Source organism: Microseira sp. BLCC-F43 (assembly GCF_041929235.1).
In the GTDB taxonomy this organism is placed as follows: domain Bacteria; phylum Cyanobacteriota; class Cyanobacteriia; order Cyanobacteriales; family Aerosakkonemataceae; genus Microseira.
The window spans coordinates 57,519-75,792 of record NZ_JBHFNP010000168.1 but is presented as its reverse complement, the minus strand read 5'-3'; the positions used below and the strand labels follow the sequence as shown (position 1 = coordinate 75,792).

The 18,274-nt window shown below is 46.9% G+C and carries 12 protein-coding genes; 6 read left to right on the top strand and 6 right to left on the bottom strand.

Going from position 1 to position 18,274, the window contains the following annotated elements; translation table 11 throughout:
- Nucleotides 1-113: 113 nt before the first annotated feature.
- A complete protein-coding gene (locus ACE1CM_RS23580) occupies nt 114-2,147 on the top strand; it encodes an aspartate kinase (protein ID WP_374880917.1) in 2,034 nt (677 codons plus the stop codon).
- A 220-nt stretch (nt 2,148-2,367) separates the two neighbouring features.
- A complete protein-coding gene (locus ACE1CM_RS23575; RefSeq protein WP_374880915.1) occupies nt 2,368-2,733 on the top strand; it encodes a hypothetical protein in 366 nt (121 codons plus the stop codon).
- A gap of 487 nt (nt 2,734-3,220) precedes the next feature.
- Here the strand turns inward: ACE1CM_RS23575 and ACE1CM_RS23570 are convergent, their stop codons facing one another.
- The 4 genes from ACE1CM_RS23570 to ACE1CM_RS23555 all read right to left on the bottom strand — a co-directional run bounded on the left by ACE1CM_RS23570 (nt 3,221) and on the right by ACE1CM_RS23555 (nt 5,758).
- Nucleotides 3,221-3,616: a phage holin family protein gene (locus ACE1CM_RS23570; RefSeq protein ID WP_374880914.1), complete on the bottom strand. Its 396-nt coding sequence runs from the start codon at nt 3,614-3,616 to the stop codon at nt 3,221-3,223.
- 254 nt (nt 3,617-3,870) lie between these two features.
- Nucleotides 3,871-4,233: a phage holin family protein gene (locus ACE1CM_RS23565; RefSeq protein ID WP_374880912.1), complete on the bottom strand. Its 363-nt coding sequence runs from the start codon at nt 4,231-4,233 to the stop codon at nt 3,871-3,873.
- 88 nt (nt 4,234-4,321) lie between these two features.
- On the bottom strand, nt 4,322-5,011 hold the full coding sequence (locus tag ACE1CM_RS23560) for a biopolymer transporter ExbD (RefSeq protein WP_374880910.1): 690 nt from the start codon (nt 5,009-5,011) through the stop codon (nt 4,322-4,324).
- A 33-nt stretch (nt 5,012-5,044) separates the two neighbouring features.
- Nucleotides 5,045-5,758 (bottom strand): MotA/TolQ/ExbB proton channel family protein, encoded by a 714-nt coding sequence (locus ACE1CM_RS23555; RefSeq protein ID WP_374880979.1) that lies wholly within the window; start codon nt 5,756-5,758, stop codon nt 5,045-5,047.
- A gap of 501 nt (nt 5,759-6,259) precedes the next feature.
- Here ACE1CM_RS23555 and ACE1CM_RS23550 point away from each other — a divergent pair.
- Nucleotides 6,260-6,562, top strand: a complete 303-nt coding sequence (locus ACE1CM_RS23550) for a YkvA family protein (RefSeq protein ID WP_374880908.1) — start codon at nt 6,260-6,262, stop codon at nt 6,560-6,562.
- A gap of 243 nt (nt 6,563-6,805) precedes the next feature.
- Nucleotides 6,806-8,797 (top strand): efflux RND transporter periplasmic adaptor subunit, encoded by a 1,992-nt coding sequence (locus ACE1CM_RS23545; RefSeq protein WP_374880907.1) that lies wholly within the window; start codon nt 6,806-6,808, stop codon nt 8,795-8,797.
- Between the two features lie 44 nt (nt 8,798-8,841).
- Here the strand turns inward: ACE1CM_RS23545 and ACE1CM_RS23540 are convergent, their stop codons facing one another.
- Together ACE1CM_RS23540 and ACE1CM_RS23535 are read right to left on the bottom strand one after the other, a co-directional pair.
- A complete protein-coding gene (locus ACE1CM_RS23540; RefSeq protein WP_226581941.1) occupies nt 8,842-9,855 on the bottom strand; it encodes a response regulator in 1,014 nt (337 codons plus the stop codon).
- Entirely contained in the window at nt 9,852-12,863 is a 3,012-nt protein-coding gene (locus ACE1CM_RS23535) for an ATP-binding protein (protein WP_374880904.1), read from the bottom strand. Before ACE1CM_RS23535 ends, ACE1CM_RS23540 begins: the two co-directional genes overlap by 4 nt.
- Before the next feature lie 302 nt (nt 12,864-13,165).
- Here ACE1CM_RS23535 and ACE1CM_RS23530 point away from each other — a divergent pair, with 302 nt between their 5' ends.
- Both ACE1CM_RS23530 and ACE1CM_RS23525 read left to right on the top strand, forming a co-directional pair.
- Nucleotides 13,166-16,261, top strand: a complete 3,096-nt coding sequence (locus ACE1CM_RS23530; RefSeq protein ID WP_374880902.1) for an efflux RND transporter permease subunit — start codon at nt 13,166-13,168, stop codon at nt 16,259-16,261.
- Nucleotides 16,261-18,204 (top strand): response regulator, encoded by a 1,944-nt coding sequence (locus ACE1CM_RS23525; RefSeq protein ID WP_374880900.1) that lies wholly within the window; start codon nt 16,261-16,263, stop codon nt 18,202-18,204. The genes ACE1CM_RS23530 and ACE1CM_RS23525 overlap by 1 nt, the downstream gene beginning before the upstream one ends.
- Nucleotides 18,205-18,274: the final 70 nt, after the last annotated feature.

The window sequence follows — 18,274 nt, the reverse complement described above, 5'->3', positions numbered from 1 at the left end:
ATTAGAAAAAAATGTAAATGCATAGGGATTCTAGTCCCAATAGTCTGATACCTTTAATTAGGTCGGTCGCCTCTACCCATCCTTGAAACGGAGGCGCTTGGGAAAAACAGGTTATGGCACTTATAGTCCAAAAATACGGTGGTACGTCGGTTGGTTCGGTTGAACGCATTCAATCCGTCGCACAGCGGGTGTTGAAAGCAGTCTCTGCGGGTAACTCGCTGGTAGTCGTGGTTTCGGCGATGGGCAAAACTACCGACGGGTTGGTTAAACTGGCAAACGAAATCTCTACTAATCCCAGTCGCCGGGAAATGGATATGCTACTCTCCACCGGCGAGCAAGTTTCGATCGCCCTCCTCAGCATGGCACTGCAAGAATTAGGACAACCCGCAATCTCTCTCACTGGCGCGCAAGTCGGCATCGTCACCGAAGCGGAACATACCCGCGCGCGAATTTTACGCATTGAAACCGAACGGATGCAACGCCACCTCAATGCCGGTAAAGTTGTCGTAGTCGCAGGTTTTCAAGGCATTACCAGTACGGAAGAGTTAGAAATTACCACCTTGGGTAGAGGCGGCTCGGATACTTCTGCGGTAGCTTTGGCAGCAGCATTGGGTGCAGACTGCTGCGAAATCTATACCGACGTTCCGGGTATTTTAACCGCCGACCCGCGCCTTGTACCAGACGCCCAATTAATGGATCGAATTACTTGCGATGAGATGCTGGAATTAGCAAGTTTGGGCGCAAAGGTTTTGCATCCCCGCGCCGTAGAAATTGCTCGCAATTATGGCGTACCTTTAGTTGTGCGTTCGAGTTGGACCGATGACCCCGGTACTTTAGTCGTCGCACCCGCACTTCAACCGCGCGCCATCGAAGGTTTAGAATTGGTTCACCCAGTCGATGCGGTGGAATTCGATACGGATCAAGCAAAAGTAGCGCTGTTGCGCGTACCAGATCGTCCCGGCGTCGCGGCGCGTTTATTTGGCGAAATTGCCACCCAAGATTTGGATGTGGATTTAATTATTCAGTCAATTCACGAAAGCATTACTAACGATATCGCCTTTACCGTTAGCAAAAACGTACTGAAAAAAGCCGAAGCAGTCGCATCGGCGATCGCACCCGTCCTTCGCGGTAACAGCGATATCCCAGAAGCAGCTGAAGTAATCGTAGATGCACAAATCGCCAAAGTCAGCATCGCCGGTGCCGGAATGATCGGACGCCCCGGCGTCGCCGCCCAAATGTTCGCTACCCTTGCAGATGCAGGCGTAAATATCCAAATGATTTCCACCTCGGAAGTCAAAGTCAGCTGCGTAGTCGATGCCGATGATTGCGATCGCGCCATCACCGCCCTTTGTTCCGCCTTCGATGTTAATAGTTCCCCCGTTAAACGAAGAGATGGGGAGATGGGGAGACACTCTGACGCGGACAGTAAAGAAGACGCCGAGATGGGGAGACGCTCTGAAGCGCAGAGTAAAGAAGACGCCGAGATGGGGAGACACTCTGACGCGCAGAGTAAAGAAGACGCCGAGATGGGGAGACACTCTGACGCGCAGAGTAAAGAAGACGCCGAGATGGGGAGACAGGGAGACGCGGACAGTAAAGAAGTCCCCGCGTCCCCGCCTCCCCACCTCCCCGCGTCCTCTTCCCCAATACGCGGTGTCGCCCTCGACCTCAATCAAGCTCGCATTGCCATTCGTTACGTCCCCGATCGTCCGGGAATGGCGGCAAAGATATTCCAAACATTGGCAAAGCAAAATATCAGCGTCGATATGATTATTCAATCCCAGCGCTGTCGCATCGTTGATGGTACTCCCCGTCGCGATATTGCCTTTACCGTCGCCCAAAGCGATGCCCAAGCAGCTAAGAATACCCTGGAAACCGTTATTCAAGAAATCGGTTGCGGCGAAGTTGTCGTGGATAATGCGATCGCCAAAGTCAGCGCCGTCGGTACTGGAATGGAAGGACAACCCGGTGTCGCCGCGCGCTTATTTGAAGCCCTCGCCCAAAACCAAATCAACATCCAAATGATCGCCACCTCCGAAATTAAAATTAGCTGCGTCGTTGACCAAGACCAAGGCGTCACCGCCTTGCAAGCCATCCACAGCGCCTTCGGTCTTTCCGGTAGTCAGAAAATCCAAGTTCCCGCTTAATCGAGAAACCCGGTTGCTTCAACCATACCTTCACCAAAAAGCCGACACCCTAAAGCGTATCGCTATACAAACTCTCGCCCGCAAGGCAAGGGCTGTAAAAATTTTAGTCCAGGTCGGTGGGCTTCGTTTGTGTAGCCCCAGGCTTGAGCCTGGAGGCGTTTGACAAAATTGGCGAAAATATTATTCAAGAAACCGGGTTTCTTTGACCAAAACCGATCGTATGTTTCCACAAAAGCCGCGTTGGCTCATCATTGCAGCTTTCTCTTTATCACTTCCCTTAGCTGGGTGCTTCGGTTCTACTCGACCGATCGGGTACGTTGCGCGGACTCAACAAGAAGCTCAGCAAGCAGCTTGTTACAAGTTACGTCAGCGCCAAGTAAAAGCCATCGATGTTGCCAGTTTGGGCGTCATTCCTGGCGTCCAAACCATTACAAATGAAGCCCAAAAAGTAGATATTCAACTAATCGAGGCAAAAACAAAGTTTATCGACACACATCCCCAGATTGTTAGTTTAAAACAACGGCAGGCGGCTTTAAATACTTTATTACAGCAGCGCCTAGAAGGCGCTTGCAAGGTCTTCAATTAAACAAACCCGGTTTTTTGCGTTAATGCCGATATATCAGTTTCACAAATCATACCTCTTTCCCTTGATAATGCTACACCTCAACATATACAGATCGTAGGGACGGGTTTTTCCAATCGCCTTTGATGCAAACAAACAATTTAACTAAACCCGCCCCGCCCCTTGTGCCGCCCATTTATAGGAAAACTGTATACTCTATCCGCTGTATCCCCCATTCTACTGTTGCAACTCCGTACTAATTTTTATATTACAAATTGTAAAAAACGCCATTTTACGGGTTTTAGATTATTGCATTCAAAAAAGATTAAAAAATCTTCTCAATTAAATCACCAAAATGCGTTGTTTCAGAAATTGACAAAAACGATTAGTTCCTGTTATATAAAAAATAGGGTACAATCTTTAGGCATGGTATGACCTAAATTAAGCTTTTAGCTCAAAAGAGAAATCCTCCAAGGGAGGAAATCTCAGTTGGAGGAAAAGAAGGAGAGAGTTAGGCAAGAGCGGGGCTGGGATTGATAAAGAGAGTGTAGATTAAGCTGCTAATTAAAGAGAGAGCGATGGCGGCAAAGGCAGCACTGGTAATGCCCTTTTCTAAACGAAAGCCGGTGACCAATCTAGCGGCAATAGTCAAAGCGATAACGTTGATAAAAAACGAGAACAAACCCAGGGTGAGAATTTTAATCAAAAATCCGTACAAACCAAAGGTTAGAGTACTCGGCAGGGTTAAAGTAAAGAAAGTGATAACCGTATTTAAAATCCCAAAAACGGCAGCCGAAACGTAAGCGATGCCAGGGTTATCGATTTCAATTCCTAAGGGCAGTTTAGTCAAAATCAGCAAACTAGAAGCCGTAACCAACCAAGTAATCAAAATATCGACGAAATCCATATTAAACCCCTCAAATCTAATCGGCGTGGGGTAAAAACAACCACAATCAGAAGGTAACGAATCGAGAGCGAGGGTTCCATCTGCAAAATGGGGTAAATCCTCTCTACCTTTTGGCAGGAATACCAAACAGACTTGGACACCCCCTCCATTCCTCTTATCCTCTTCTTGGCGTCCTTGGCGTCTACCCTACGGGAAGCCGCTGCGCGTCTATGGCGGTTCAAAATTGCAGGACTTCCGGGGAACAGTTAGATTTCTTAGCGAGGGACGCGGGCAATATTAAAAATGATGCTATTGATGATACTCAGAGCAATCGAACCTAAAAGCGCACTCCAAATACCCCAACGCAAGCGAAACCCTTCTACCAGCCATGCTGCTAAACCAAAAACAATCGCATTGACGATCAGGGCGAATATACCCAATGTCAGAATGGTGATTGGCAAAGCCAGAAGCTGTAGAATTGGGGTTAAAAAAGCATTCAAAACGCCGAAAACCGCAGCCGAAAGCAGCGCTTTTTGAAAGCTGTCTATTTCCACCCCCAAAGGCAAGCTGGAAACAATCAGCAAACTGGCAGTTGTAGCAAGCCAAGTGAGTAAAAGTCTAAGCAGCTCTGGATCCATCTCAAAACCTCTTAATTAACCGATTGAAAGCCAACACGACCCTACAGCAAAAAACTGCAAAAGCAGTCAATTAATCGGAATGTTTTAATCAATTGCGTCTGGGCAAAGTGGGTGTGGGAGTTACCCCTGTACCTGGTGGGGTGGGAAAATTCCCGCCTGGTGGAACCGGAGTAACCCCTGGTTGTGCTGGCAATTGGGGCTGATTCGGGTTAAACGGGGTAACTGGATTTGGCACGTTATAGGGATTATAAGGAACAGGGGGATTAACGCCACCACCAGGCAAGCCGGGGATACCAGTAGGGGGAAGCGAACCCGAACCTGGTAATTGGTTCAAAGATTCGGGGATGGTTGCCAGTGCGACGCGATCGCCTCCCACTTGCCGCATCTGATCCAACACCTGAACTACATCCTCGTACCGCACATCTTTGCCAGCCCAAAGAACCATCAATCCCTCTGGCTTAGCGGCGCGAAACTGCTGCAATTTTTCTCGGAGTTGGTCTTTTGAGATAATTGGCTCCGGCGGATTTACCATATCATCAACATAAACTTGACCATAAGGCGGATCGATGCGGACAATTAGCCGCTCTGGCTGTTGCGGCGTCGTGCCGGTGCTAGCTTTCGGCAAATCTACATTAACCGCTTGCTGACGGTTGAGTTGCAAGCGCGCAAAGTATAAAGTCGCCAGCATAAAGAATGTCAAAACGCAAAAAATAACATCTATCAGCGGGACGATTTCTATGCGGAGATCTTCTGATTCGGAATCCAGGTTAATTTTCATGGTCTAAATAGGGAAAGATTACAGTTGTGAAAATTATTCAGCACTTTCAATAGTGTTGTTAGGACTATCTACACTTGGCTTTGACATCCCCGAATTGCTGTTTTTATTGGCAGCATAACCATTTTCGTTACCAGACCAAGCCATGCGGTAAAGTAACTCTAACTCATTCCCAGACTTGCGAAAAATCTTGATTTGGTTGAACAAGAAGACTTGAAACAAGCGATAAAATGCCAGAGTCGTAATTGCCACAATTAAACCGCTAGCCGTACTGATCAGCGCTTCGCCAATTCCCAGGGAAGTATCGGTTAAAGCTCGACCAATTCCCGATGTCGGATCCGCATCCGTAGGCGCTACACCTAATTGGCTTTTACTAATCGAAAGCAGCGAATTAATCAAACCCCAAACCGTGCCAAACAAACCCAACAGCGGCGATAAAGCCACGATCGCTTCTAAAATTTTGTCCCCCCGCCGCATTGCACCCAACTCGTCATCCGCCGCCGCCTCCAGGGCGAGGCGAAACACTTCCGGATCGGGTTGGTTTAGCCGCAACGGTGCATACAGAAATCTTCCGATCGGTTTATTCGTCGCCCGTTTGGCAATATCCCTAGCCGCTTGCCAATCATGACTCGCCGCCTCTAAAACCCGGTTGACGATCTCCCGTTCCTTGGTCAGGGTTGTTGCCCAAAACCATAAGCGCTCCAAGATGATGCTGACGGATAAAATCGACAGTACCAGCAAAGGCCACATCGCTGGCCCGCCCTTCTCGAAAAAATCTTTAATCAGGTTCACGGTTTTCCGCTTCCTCCGTACATTACCGGCTCAACGTTCCCATCGCCCCAGGAACCGTTACCAGTTTAGGGCAACTTAATTGTAAAGAAAGAGTGTACCGTCAGGCAGATGACCAACAGGACGCCGGTGAGGGTGAGACGCTCTGACGCAAAGAGAAAAGAAGACGCCGGTGAGGGTGAGACAAGCGAGAGGGTCGAGTGAAAATGTCCCCACGTCTTCTTCCTCTTGTCTCTCTTCCTATCCCTCAGACTGACGACAAAAAACCAATTTTGCTGCAAACTCAATTCCAGTGACGCAAAGAAACCGGGTTTCTCTCAAAGGTGATACGTCGCCCAAGTGTAAGTCCGCCAATTCCAGAAGCTACTCTATCGTAATGCCATCAAAACCTCGTGTGGAGATCCACACCCGCGAAAGCAATTGCCATTTGCCACAATTAAAAGTAACTGCGAGGGTTAAACAATGAACAATATCGTCCAATCTTTTTATAACTGGTATCGCAACACGATTCGCAATCCCAAATACCGCTGGTGGTTGATTTTGGGAACCTTCCTTTACTTATTTAGCCCCATCGATCTTGCCCCCGACATTTTTCCAGTTCTGGGATGGATTGACGATGCAGTCGTGATGACGCTCCTGGTTTCTGAAGTATCCCAACTGTTGGTAGATCAAGTCAAACTGCGTCAAACTCAAAATTCCGATCAAGCATCTAGCGCCAAGAAAGAAGGCGAAACCGTTGACGTGGATGCGGTTCCCCTCAAATAGCGATCCCTCTCAATTAAATCACCCCTTAACCCCCTTGCCCGAAGAGCGGGCAAGGAGGTTGCTTTTTATACCTATATCCCCCATTAAAATTAAATCTGCCTACGGATAGACGGCTGCAAACACCAAGTAATATCATGCTAAGAATGTTAAATTATATCAATATCGTTAAATAAAGTATTTCTAATTACTCAGAATTCAGTACTGAGTTGAGCAAAACTCCCCAAGGCTGGAGCAAAAAAAACGATGGATCGCCAGCAATACTCCAATTCGGTGAATGGATCTGCAAAACCGTCCCTCCTGGAACAGGATCGGCTTAGTGCAGATATAGATCGGTCTCCACAACGGGTATGGTCACCCGTCGCCGATGAAACAGACCAGCAGGAACTCGAGCAATATTCCACCGTACCAAATACAGACCCCACCCGCCCACCAGCGCCAAAAACGGGGCGCACTCGCGGCGTATCATTAGCATTGACATTGCTTCTTTTAGTCGCAGGTGGCGGTTTTGCTTGGCAGTGGTGGCAGACAAAAAGCACCCACCCCCCCGCATCGGCTCAACGATCCAGACCGATAGGCGTCCCGGTCAAGCTGGCAGTCGTACAAACAAGCACCTTGGAAGAGAGTTCTGAATTTGTCGGCACATTGCAAGCCCAGCGCACTCTACCGTTACGTGCAGAAATTGACGGGCGCTTGAGCGAACTCTTCGTCAAAGCGGGAGACTTTGTCCGCCCAGGCAATATCATCGCCCGCATGGAAAGTGAGGAACTGCGCGCCCAATTAGTCCAAGCTAGGGCAAATTTACTCGCCGCCCAAGCTCGTCTCAAACAATTGCAAGTCGGTAGCCGTCCGGAAGAAATCGCCCAAGCCCAAGCCCGTATAGCCGAAGCCCAAGCGCGTCTCTCGGAAGCCCGTGCCGGATCTCGTCCAGAAGAAATTGCCCAAGCACGCGCCCGTCTAGCCCAAGCACAAGCCCGTTTAGCAGAGGCCCGTGCCGGATCTCGTCCAGAAGAAATTGCCCAAGCACGCGCCCGTTTGGCACAAGCACAAGCCCAGCTAACGGCGGCGCAAACTGCTAACCCGCAACAAATCGCCCAAGCACAAGCACAAGTACAAGCAGCCCAAGCAAGGTTAGATTTGGCAAGCCAGCGCTTGCAGGCAAATCAATCTTTGGCACAGCAAGGAGCAATTTCCCAACAGCGTCTGCAAGAGGTAATCGCAGAATACCGCACCACACAAGCAAGCCTGCAAGAAGCTTCTCGCCGTTTGGCAGAAGTCCAAAATGGCACCTCCCCAGGGGAAATTGCCCAACGACAAGCCGCAGTCACAGAAGCCCAGCAAGCTTTAAACTTGTTGCTATCCGGATCTCGTCGCGAGGAAATTGCCCAAGCCTCAGCCACCGTCGCCGAAGCACAGCAAGCCTTAAGACAGTTACAAAACGGCAGCCGTCCCGAAGAAATCGATCGCCTCCTTGCCGCCGTCGAACGCGAACGACAAGCCCTACGCCAGCTGCAAAACGGCAGCCGTCCGGAAGAAATTGCCCAAGCCTCAGCCCAAGTCGCCCAAGCCGCAGCGCAAGTCCGCGCAGCGGAAGTGCGCCTAGAAGACAGCAACCTGCGCGCACCGTTTGCCGGTATCATCGGCGACATCCCCGTGAAGCGGGGAGAATATCTCAGAAAAGGCGATACCTTAACCACCCTGACTCAGAACCAAGCGTTAGATTTGCACCTGTCGATACCGATAGAAAGAGCGTCGCAATTGCGACCTGGTCTGTCAGTAAAATTAACAGGAGCAAAAGGGGAAACGATCGCCACTGGACCGATCGGCTTTATCTCACCCCAAGTCAATACCCAATCCCAAGCCATCCTCGCCAAAGCGACATTTGATAATACCAGCAGACAGCTAAGAGACGGGCAATTTGTGCGAGCCAAAATTATTTGGAATTCCCGACCGAATGCCGTAGTCATCCCCACAACGGCGATAATTTTCCAAGGAGAAGAGCGCTTTGTGTATGTCGCCAGTAACCAAGCACCAGGAGAGAATTCCGGGTCCCCTGCGCCTAGCTTAATCGCGAAACGGCAACCAATTCAATTAGGATTGGTCAAAGGCGACAAAGCCGAAGTCGTATCTGGACTGCAAGCAGGAACTCAAATCATCGTCTCCGGTACTCAAAAACTGAGGGACGGCGCTCCCATCGTACCGCTTCCTGGGGAGGAGCGCGAGCAGGTGAGCAAGTGAGCAGGTGTGGGGGTGAGAATTACCCATTACCAATTACCCATTCTCTAAAGCCGCTTAAGTTCTTTATAAGCTACAACCAATTCAGCTTCAATTTTCTTGCGCTGAATAAACTCGCTCAAGTGGGCGGCTACAGTATTAACGACCTCAATTAATCGCTGTTCCGCTTGAGAGCGAGTTTTTTTGAATAGAACTAAAACCGCTAAAACCCTGTCATTCACAAGAATAGGAATCCCCAACCCGGTTTTTAGTTCCATATTAGACCCCATCTGGCTGCGGAGAAAAGCCGAAATGTCTTGGACTAAAACATTTTCTATCCATTCAGGTTGTTTAGAAGACCAAACTCGTACCGGGAGTCCAAAGTTATGGGCAAATTTAAAAGTTTCGCTCGGATGGGTCAAGGCTTCTTGTTTGGCATCTCTCACAAACCAAATACTGCTTTCGAGTTTAGTTCCCTCGCTGTTAGGACTCCAAATCTCACCGCAATCCCAGCCAATCATCAAACAAATATAGCGCAGGGTAATCTTTAGGGCCGCGTGAAAATCTGGGGATTTGCTAATCGCTTTGGTGGTAGTTAGGAGAAAGCGAATTTCTTCTTCGGCACGCTGACGTTCGGTAATTTCTTGCTGAAGTCGGGAATTTTGGGCTTGCAGTTGGTTTTGTAACCGATGCAGCGCAATCTGATGCTGCACGCGCATCAATACTTCCTTGAGGTGAAACGGCTTGGTAATGTAGTCCACTCCCCCTAATTCAAAAGCCTTCACCTTATTGACTTCGCGATCTAAGGCACTAATAAATATTACGGGAATATGGCGAGTTTTTTCAGAAGATTTCAAATGTTTACAAACTTCATAGCCATCCATCTGGGGCATACTAATATCGAGCAAAATTAAATCCGGTGGATTTAACTGGGCTGCTCTTAAAGCGAGTTGTCCGTTGATCGATTGCCTGACTTGATATCCTTGTGTCTTGAGGATTGCTGATAAAAGTCGCAGGTTTTCTGGAGCATCGTCAACGATGAGAATATCCCCTGGGGATGTAGATGCAGTAAGTTCATTCATTTAAGTGCGGTTTCTGTTAAATTGATGATTATATCTAAGCGAAAGTTATCAACCCAGTTTGTTAAGGTGGTAATTAAGTTGGTTTCGGTTTGAGGAATTTGCCCAACTAGCTCCATAATAGGTTCGTGATTAAGTGCCAGTGCAGCTTGGTTTAGCTGTACGACCCATTCGCGGGGCATTACCCGTAAGGACGCAGCATCGATGCTATAGGGTAAATCTGGGTTTTGATTGGCTGCGATCGCGCCAGGAGAGTCCTGTTGATAAAGATAACGCACTCGCAAATGATGAGCCATTTTCTCAAAGAGTATTTCTTCGTGGAAAGGCTTACGCATAAAATCGTCGCATCCCGCCTGCAAAATAGCCGCTCGATCCTCGTTAAAAGCATTTGCAGTCAAGGCAATAATCCCAGTAGCCTGACCTTTAAGCGTCGCTTTAATGCGTCGAGTCGCTTCATACCCATCCATCTGCGGCATTAGCATATCCATTAATATCAAATGGGGTGACCAAGTTTCCCACAAAGTTAGTGCTTCAATGCCATTTTCAGCTGAACGCACCTCAAAACCTACTGCTTGCAAAAGTCTGACTAAAAAAAGGCGGTTCTCCTCTACATCCTCAACCACCATAATGCGATATTTGGGTTGTCCATCTGCTAAACCAATCACCCGCTTGGTCTTTAAATTTGTTTCAACATCACCCGCATTAGCCAAGCGCAATTTGATATCAAATGTAAAAATCGTTCCCATACCCAATTGAGAGCGAACCTCGATATCTCCTCCCATTAATCTGATAAATTGTCTGCTAATGGGTAAACCTAACCCAGTTCCTTCCATTGACTTACGTCCGGTTTCAGTTTGCACGAATGGGTCAAACAAAGATTCAAGTTCTTCGGCAGCAATTCCATACCCGGTATCTTCTATTTCAAAAATTAAGTATTGGTACTTGCTACTTGCTAATTGGTAATTGTCATCAACCATCGCCGCTTTCACTCGCACAATTACGCTACCAGAAGCAGTAAACTTAATCGCATTACCTATAAGGTTAATCAAAACTTGACGCAACTTACTTTCATCGGTAATGATATATTGAGGTACTTCTGGCTTCCGTTTAAAGACAATCTGTAACCCTTTTTCTAAAGCTTTTATCCGCAGCAAATCTTCGATTGAAAACAGCAACTGATACAAATCAAAGCTGGTTTCATTCAGTGTCAAACTGCCTGCTTCAATTTTCGACATTTCCAAAACATCGTTGATTAAAGCTAGCAAATGTTCCCCACTGCGATTAATAATTTTTAATGGCTCTATTTGTTGGGGTAAAAGCGAAGTATCGCGGGTCATGAGTTGGGTAAAACCCAAAATTGCGTTGAGGGGAGTCCGCAGTTCGTGGCTCATTTTAGCCAGAAATTGACTTTTGGCTCGGTTCGCTACTTCTGCTCGTTCTGCTGCTGCTTGCAGCGCCGCTTTAGAAAACTCTAAAAGCGCTAGCATTAAAGTATTCCTTAATTCCAGTGCTGCATCAATTTCCAGTTGTTTCCAAGGTCTTGATTTTTCTATAACTGCCTGTTTCCACAACTCAAAAGAGTTCCGCGGTGAAAGTTGCAAAATTCCGTTTGAACCAACCGATATATTTTTATCCGGATCTCCTGCCCAGTTTACTGTTTGAATTACTTCAGGTCTAAACCAAAAAATATGATAGGAAGTTTGATTGAGAAAAATAGAAATTGCCAGCAAGCCACTAGCTATGTCTTTGAATTCCTTTGCTTTTGAATAAAGTTGAGCCAGATGGTTCGTATAAAATATTTCTTTTCTGCTATATTTCACCAGCCAAAATTTTAATTCCCCCACGGCTTGTGCCGGTGGAGTTGTACCAAGTAAAGTTAAATTCTCCTCTAAATAAATTGCTGCCCCTTTGGCCTTCACCAACTCTAATAAAATTTCTGCATTTTCCTGAAAATATTCTATTAGGTTAGCTTGGTCAATGCTGCAATAAATCCCCTTTAACTTCTCTTGATTTTTTTTAATTCTTTCTCGGTATCGCTCCGACTCTCTTTCATGCCTTGACGCTAGTTCTACCGACATTAATTGCCCTAAAAATTCGCAAAATTTCCTGATTTTAAAACTCACGCATCTGGGTGAATAATGATGGCAAACAATTAAACCCCAAATCCTTTTTTTTCTGAATAAATAAATACACAGCGTAGCACTAACCCCCATATTTTGTAAATATTCCACGTGAACGGGGGCAACGCTTCTGAGAATTGAATAGCTCAAATCGAGTGGAGCGTTAGTTATAGGATTATTTTTTGGGAAGATTTCTACCGGCTGATAATTAACATCTACAATTAACCGGAGCCAATTGTTATAATAGAGTTTTCTCGCCAATTCAGGTATATCTGAAGCCGGGTAATGCAAACCCAAAAAAGGCTCAAGTTCTTCTGGCTTATCTTCTGCAATCACAACGCCACTATCATCGGGTTCAAACTGATAAATCATCACGCGGTCATACCCGGTCACCTTGCGGACTTGCTGGGCAAGTATTGCTGTTGTTTCGCGAAAGTCTGAAGATTGTTTAAGCTTTAAAATTGTTGATTTAATTAACTGGTAAAATCCCAAAGGTAATTCCGTATCGTTATAGTTGGCTGGCTCTAATTCCAAAATTAATACTTTATCATTTCGATGGATAGTACCGTCGAAGAATACAGGTTGCCCCTGCACTTCAATTGATAGTTTAATTGGGTTAAAAATTTCTATATTTTCCTGTAATACATAGGAGTTTAACCTATCAATTTGCTCGCCATCAAATAAGATACTTAAGTCCCGATCAATTAACGATTGGGCTGGAATCCCCAAAAACTCCTGGGTATTCCGACTGGCCTGTAAAATTTTTAACTGTGGGTCTTGTAAAACCAGCAGGACGCCGTGGGGCTGGATGTTACCAGGAGTATGAATGGGTTCGGGTTCGCAGTTGGATAAGTCTACTTGTTGCGTTTGTATAAATTTTGGTAACTCCATATCGGATTAGGGATTTGCACTTAGTTTAAATTTACAGGCGGCTCTGGAACATGTGGGTGAAAAAATTGTGAAAAACTTTAATAATAATTATAAAATTAAAGTAGGCAGGGTGACTCAGATGTCGCGGCATCAGGCGCACGCTTTCGTAGGATCGACTAAAGCTTCACAAATAATTTCGCAATCGCTCCTGCCCCAGATAATTTTTGCCAATCGGTCAAGCGGTCAAGCCCCCGGGGGCGCTAAAGCGCCTACTACAAACGGAATATGACCCACGACGGACGACCCACGATCCACGACCCATCATGTTTACCCACTTTTTTATCAAACGCCCCGTTTTTGCTTCTGTTTGTTCGTTGCTCATCGTCTTGGTAGGGTTGGTGGGTTATACCCGCCTGCCAGTGCAGGAATATCCCAGCATTGACCCCCCCGTGGTGAACGTTTCCACGGTTTATCCCGGTGCTAGTCCCCAAGTCGTAGAAACAGAAGTAACAGAAATTCTGGAAGCCGAACTCAACGGTGTAGAAGGAATTAAAACCCTCAGTTCCGAAAGTCGGGAATCGGTTAGCAACATTACCGTACAATTTCAACTCAATCGCGATATCGAATCCGCTGCCCAAGACGTGCGCGATCGCGTCGCCCGTGCCGCTAGAAATATTCCAGATGACGCAGAAGCACCCATTGTCCGCAAACAATCGGGGGATGCTTCCCCGATTATCTGGTTTGCTCTCTACGGTAGCAATTTTTCTACCTTAGAATTAAGTGACTACGCCGACCGCTTCGTTGTGGACGGTTTAGAAACCGTCCCTGGGGTGAGTAGCGTCACTATCGGCGGCGAACGTCGTTATGCGATGCGTTTGTGGATCGATACCCAGCGGTTAGCGGCGCGCAACCTGACGATTTTGGATCTAGAGCAGGCACTGCGCGCCGAAAACGTCGAGATTCCTTCCGGTTTAATTGAAGGGCAAAGTTCGGAATATTCGATCCGTACTTTGGGACGCCTGCAAACGCCTCCAGAATACGAAGCGTTGGTAATCAAACGCAATCCAGATGGTTCTCAAGTCACACTCAAAGATGTGGGGAGGGCGGAAATTGGCGCCGAAAGCGATCGCTCTTTCGTCCGCTTCAACGGTCAACCTGCGGTAGCATTAGGCGTCGTCAAACTCTCCAACGCCAACACCATCGAAGTCGCCAAAGGCGCTAGAGCCAAATTTCTTGAAATATCCCGGACTTTTCCCACCGGGATGGAATACCAAATTGCCTTCGATACTTCCAATTTTGTCCAACTGGCGATCGATGAAGTTTGGGGCAGTCTTTACCTATCAGTCTTTCTCGTCGTCCTGGTAATCTTTCTATTTCTCAAAGACTGGCGCGGTACTCTAGTTCCCGCCGTCACCATCGCCGTCTCGATTATCGGCGCGTTTGGCTTGATGTTCGCGTTAGGGTTTTCCATTAATACCCTGACTTTATTTTCCCTCACCATCTCCACGGGGATTGTCGTGGATGACACCATCGTCGTGCTGGAAAATATCGTCCGCTACATCGAAGAAAAAAAGATGGCTCCCTTCCCAGCAACTTATGCGGCGGTATCGGAAGTCGTGTTTGCAGTCATTGCTACCACCGTTGTCTTAATCGCCGTATTTTTGCCCGTCGGTTTCGCCACGGGAACCACGGGACGCCTATTTAACGAATTTGCCATTACTATCGCCGGGGCAGTTGTATTTTCCACCGTCGTCGCCTTAACTCTAGCGCCGGCGATGTGCGCTCGACTGCTGCGCCAACAAACCCGATTACCCTGGTGGTCAAGGTGGTTTTTTGACGCCTTTGATTGGGCCCTAGACCGGGTCAGGGATGGTTATGCATCGTCGCTGCGTTTGTTGATGCATTTAAAAGCCGCAGTCGTATTAAGCTTTTTAGTATCGATCGGACTAGCTGGCTGGGTTTATCTACAATTGCCTTCGGAACTTTTACCCAACGAAGACCGAGGTTCGATCCTCACTATCGTCCGCGCTCCCCAAGGCGTTACGATTAACTATACCGACGGGGTGATGCAGCAAGTGGAAAAGATTTTCTCTTCCATCCCCAATATCCGCACTTACTTTGTCATCGGTGCATTCGGCGGTGGCACTGGAGTCGGACAAGTCAATCAAGGAATATCTTTTGCCAGATTGCAACCTTGGTCCGAACGTCCAAAACCCGAACAGTCGCAACAAGCAACAATTGGTCAATTGTTTGGTCGATTTTCTCAAATTACCGACGCGCTGGTGTTACCAATTAACCCACCCGCGTTACCGGGGTCTGGATTTGGTCAGCCGGTACAATTTGTATTGCAAGGAAGCGAGTTGGAAACACTTGCCGCCACAGCCGAAAATTTAGCCCAAAAAGCCAGACAACTGCCCCAATTAGTCAATGCCGATACGGATTTAAAATTGAATAAACCAGAATTAACCTTGAGGATTAACCGCGAACAAGCTGCTAATTTGGGTGTTTCGGTGCGGGAAATATCCCGCACGCTGCAAATACTTTTAGGCGGGCAGGAAATTACCAGTTTTAATCAGGGAAATCGTCGCTATGAAGTCGTCGTGCAAGCAGAAAAACAGTTTCGCGCCACCCCGCAAGATATTCGCGAAATTTACCTCAGATCTAACCAGGGACAATTAATTCCCTTGACTAACCTGGTAACGGTTACTCCCTCAACTACACCGCCGCAAATTAATCACTTTAACCGCGCGCGTGCTGCCACAATTACGGCTTCTCCCGCGCCGGGATATACTTTAGGGGAGGCGATCGCTGCATTGGAAAATTTGGCAAGGCAAGAACTACCCCCAGAAATTCGCACGGCTTTGGCGGGACAATCGCTAGAGTTGAGGGAAGCAGGACAATCGACGCTGTTTATTTTTGGGTTGGCTTTAGTTTTTACCTTCCTAATTTTGGCAGCCCAATTTGAAAGCTTTCTCGATCCTTTGATTATTTTCCTCGCCGTACCGCCTTCGCTTTTGGGAGCGTTTGTGGCACTCCAGCTATCGGGAATGAATTTAAATGTATACAGTCAGATTGGGTTAATTATGCTCATCGGCATCGTCACCAAAAACTCGATTCTGATGGTGGAATTTTCCAATCAACTGCGCGACCAAGGGTTACCGATTGTCAAAGCAGCACTAGAAGCGGGACGAGTACGCTTTCGCCCGATTATGATGACAGCATTATCTACCCTATTAGGATCGATGCCCTTGGCATTTACAACTGGTCCAGGGGCAATTAGCCGCATTTCATTGGGGATGGCAATCTTGGGCGGGATGTTGGTTTCTACGATATTGAGCCTTTACGTCGTGCCGGTGTTTTACGTTATTGCCAAGTCGGCAGCGGCGCGTTTATTTCCAGGTCAGGATAGGGAAATTTGATGAATCAGCTAGCAATTATTTGTGTAGATGATGAAGAAATCGTCTTAAGGAGTCTCCAAGAGCAGTTAAAACTATCTTTTGGTAAAGATTATGACATTGCAATTGCTAGCAGCGGCAAAGATGCCCTGGCGATTATCGCAGAGTTGCAAGAAAATAATGTTGACGTAGCGCTGGTAATTTCAGACCAAATTATGCCGGGAATGAAGGGAGATGAATTGCTGATCCAAGTTCATACTTACTATCCCAAAACGATGACCGTTCTTTTAACCGGACAAGCGGATACTCAAGCCATTGTCAATGCCGTCAATCGTGCTAACCTCTACCGCTATATTCCCAAACCTTGGGACGAAACCGACTTGATTTTGACCGTCAGCGAAGCACTGCGTCGCTATACCCAGGAACAACAACTAGAAGCAAAAAATCAAGCACTACAGCTGCTTAACGAACAACTCGAAACACTCAATAACTCTCTAGAGCAAACCGTTGCAGAACGCACCGCCGAACTAAAAGCCGCCAAAGAAGCTGCCGAAGTCGCCAATCAAGCTAAAAATGCTTTTGTGGCTAATATGAGCCACGAACTGCGAACTGCCCTCAACGGCATTCTAGGCTATGCTCAGATTCTTTTGCGCGAGCCAGATCTAACTCCCCGTCACCAAGAACGGATTCACCTGATTCAGCAGTGCGGTTCTCACCTGGTGAGTCTAATTAATGACATTTTAGATCTGTCTAATATTGAAGATCAAAAACTTTATTTAATTAAGAAAGATTTTCATCTCCCTTCTTTTCTGGCTAATTTATCAATAATCAGTCGGAGCAAAGCCGAAAAAAAAAGTATTTATTTCACCTACCAAACAGAAGGGCAGATTCCCAATCACGTCAATGGTGATGAAAAGCGCTTGCGTCAAATTTTGATGAATTTGTTGAGTAATGCAATTAAATTTACCAACAAAGGCAGCGTGATTTTCAAAGTTGAGGTAATCGGTAATAGGGAAAGTTATAATCCATTCCCAATTACCAAAATTCGCTTTCAAGTTGAAGATACAGGTATAGGCATTTCCAGCGACCAATTAGAAAGAATATTTCTCCCGTTTGAGCAAGTGGGCGATCTCTCGCAACTAGCGAAGGGTGAGGGTCTGGGATTAAGCATCACCAATAAGTTAGTCTCGATGATGGGAGGTTCTCTCCAAGTAGAAAGTTGTTTGGGTGTTGGGAGTAAGTTTTGGTTTGAAATCGAACTGCCGATTTCTGTAAAACCACACCCCACACCAACCCCTGTACAACCCCAATCAATCGTGACGGGTTACGAAGGCAAAAAGCGCAAAATCTTGGTAGTTGACGACTGGCGAGAGGAACGCTTTATCATAGTGGCACTTTTGCGACCGCTTGGCTTTGAGTTAATTGAAGCCAGTTCTGGTAAAGAAGCTTTAGAAAAAGCCATTGTCCATCAACCGGATTTGATTCTGACCGATTTAAAGATGTCTGGAATGGATGGTTTTGATCTGTGTCGCCAACTGCGTTCGTTGCCCGCTTTTCAGCATACGGCGATCCTGATTATCTCTGGTGGGATATTCGAGTTGGAGAACCAGAAGCAAGAACAAACCGGCTATACGGATTTTATTGCTAAACCTTTCCAACTAGAGGAATTGTTAGAAAAAATAGAGAATTCTCTCGGACTGTCCTGGATTTTTTCCACCTCAAACAGTCCCATCGATCCTAATACCAGCGAGTCAGAAGACTTGGTAATGCCTCCCGTCGAAGAGTTGTTTAGCCTGTACGCAGCCGCTCAAATTGGTAACTTTGAGGAAGTGATTCGCCAAGCAAATCGGCTGCAAGGGTTAAACTATAAATATGCTCGATTTGCTAGCACTGTATTGCAGTTTGCCGCGCAGTATGATGATGATGCGATCGCTGGGCTAATCGCCCCATATCTACCCGAAACTTGATTCCCGCCCTTTGGTTGAGCGGCTATCTCAAGAATTTATGCTGGTATAATATTCTACGTAAAACCAGCTC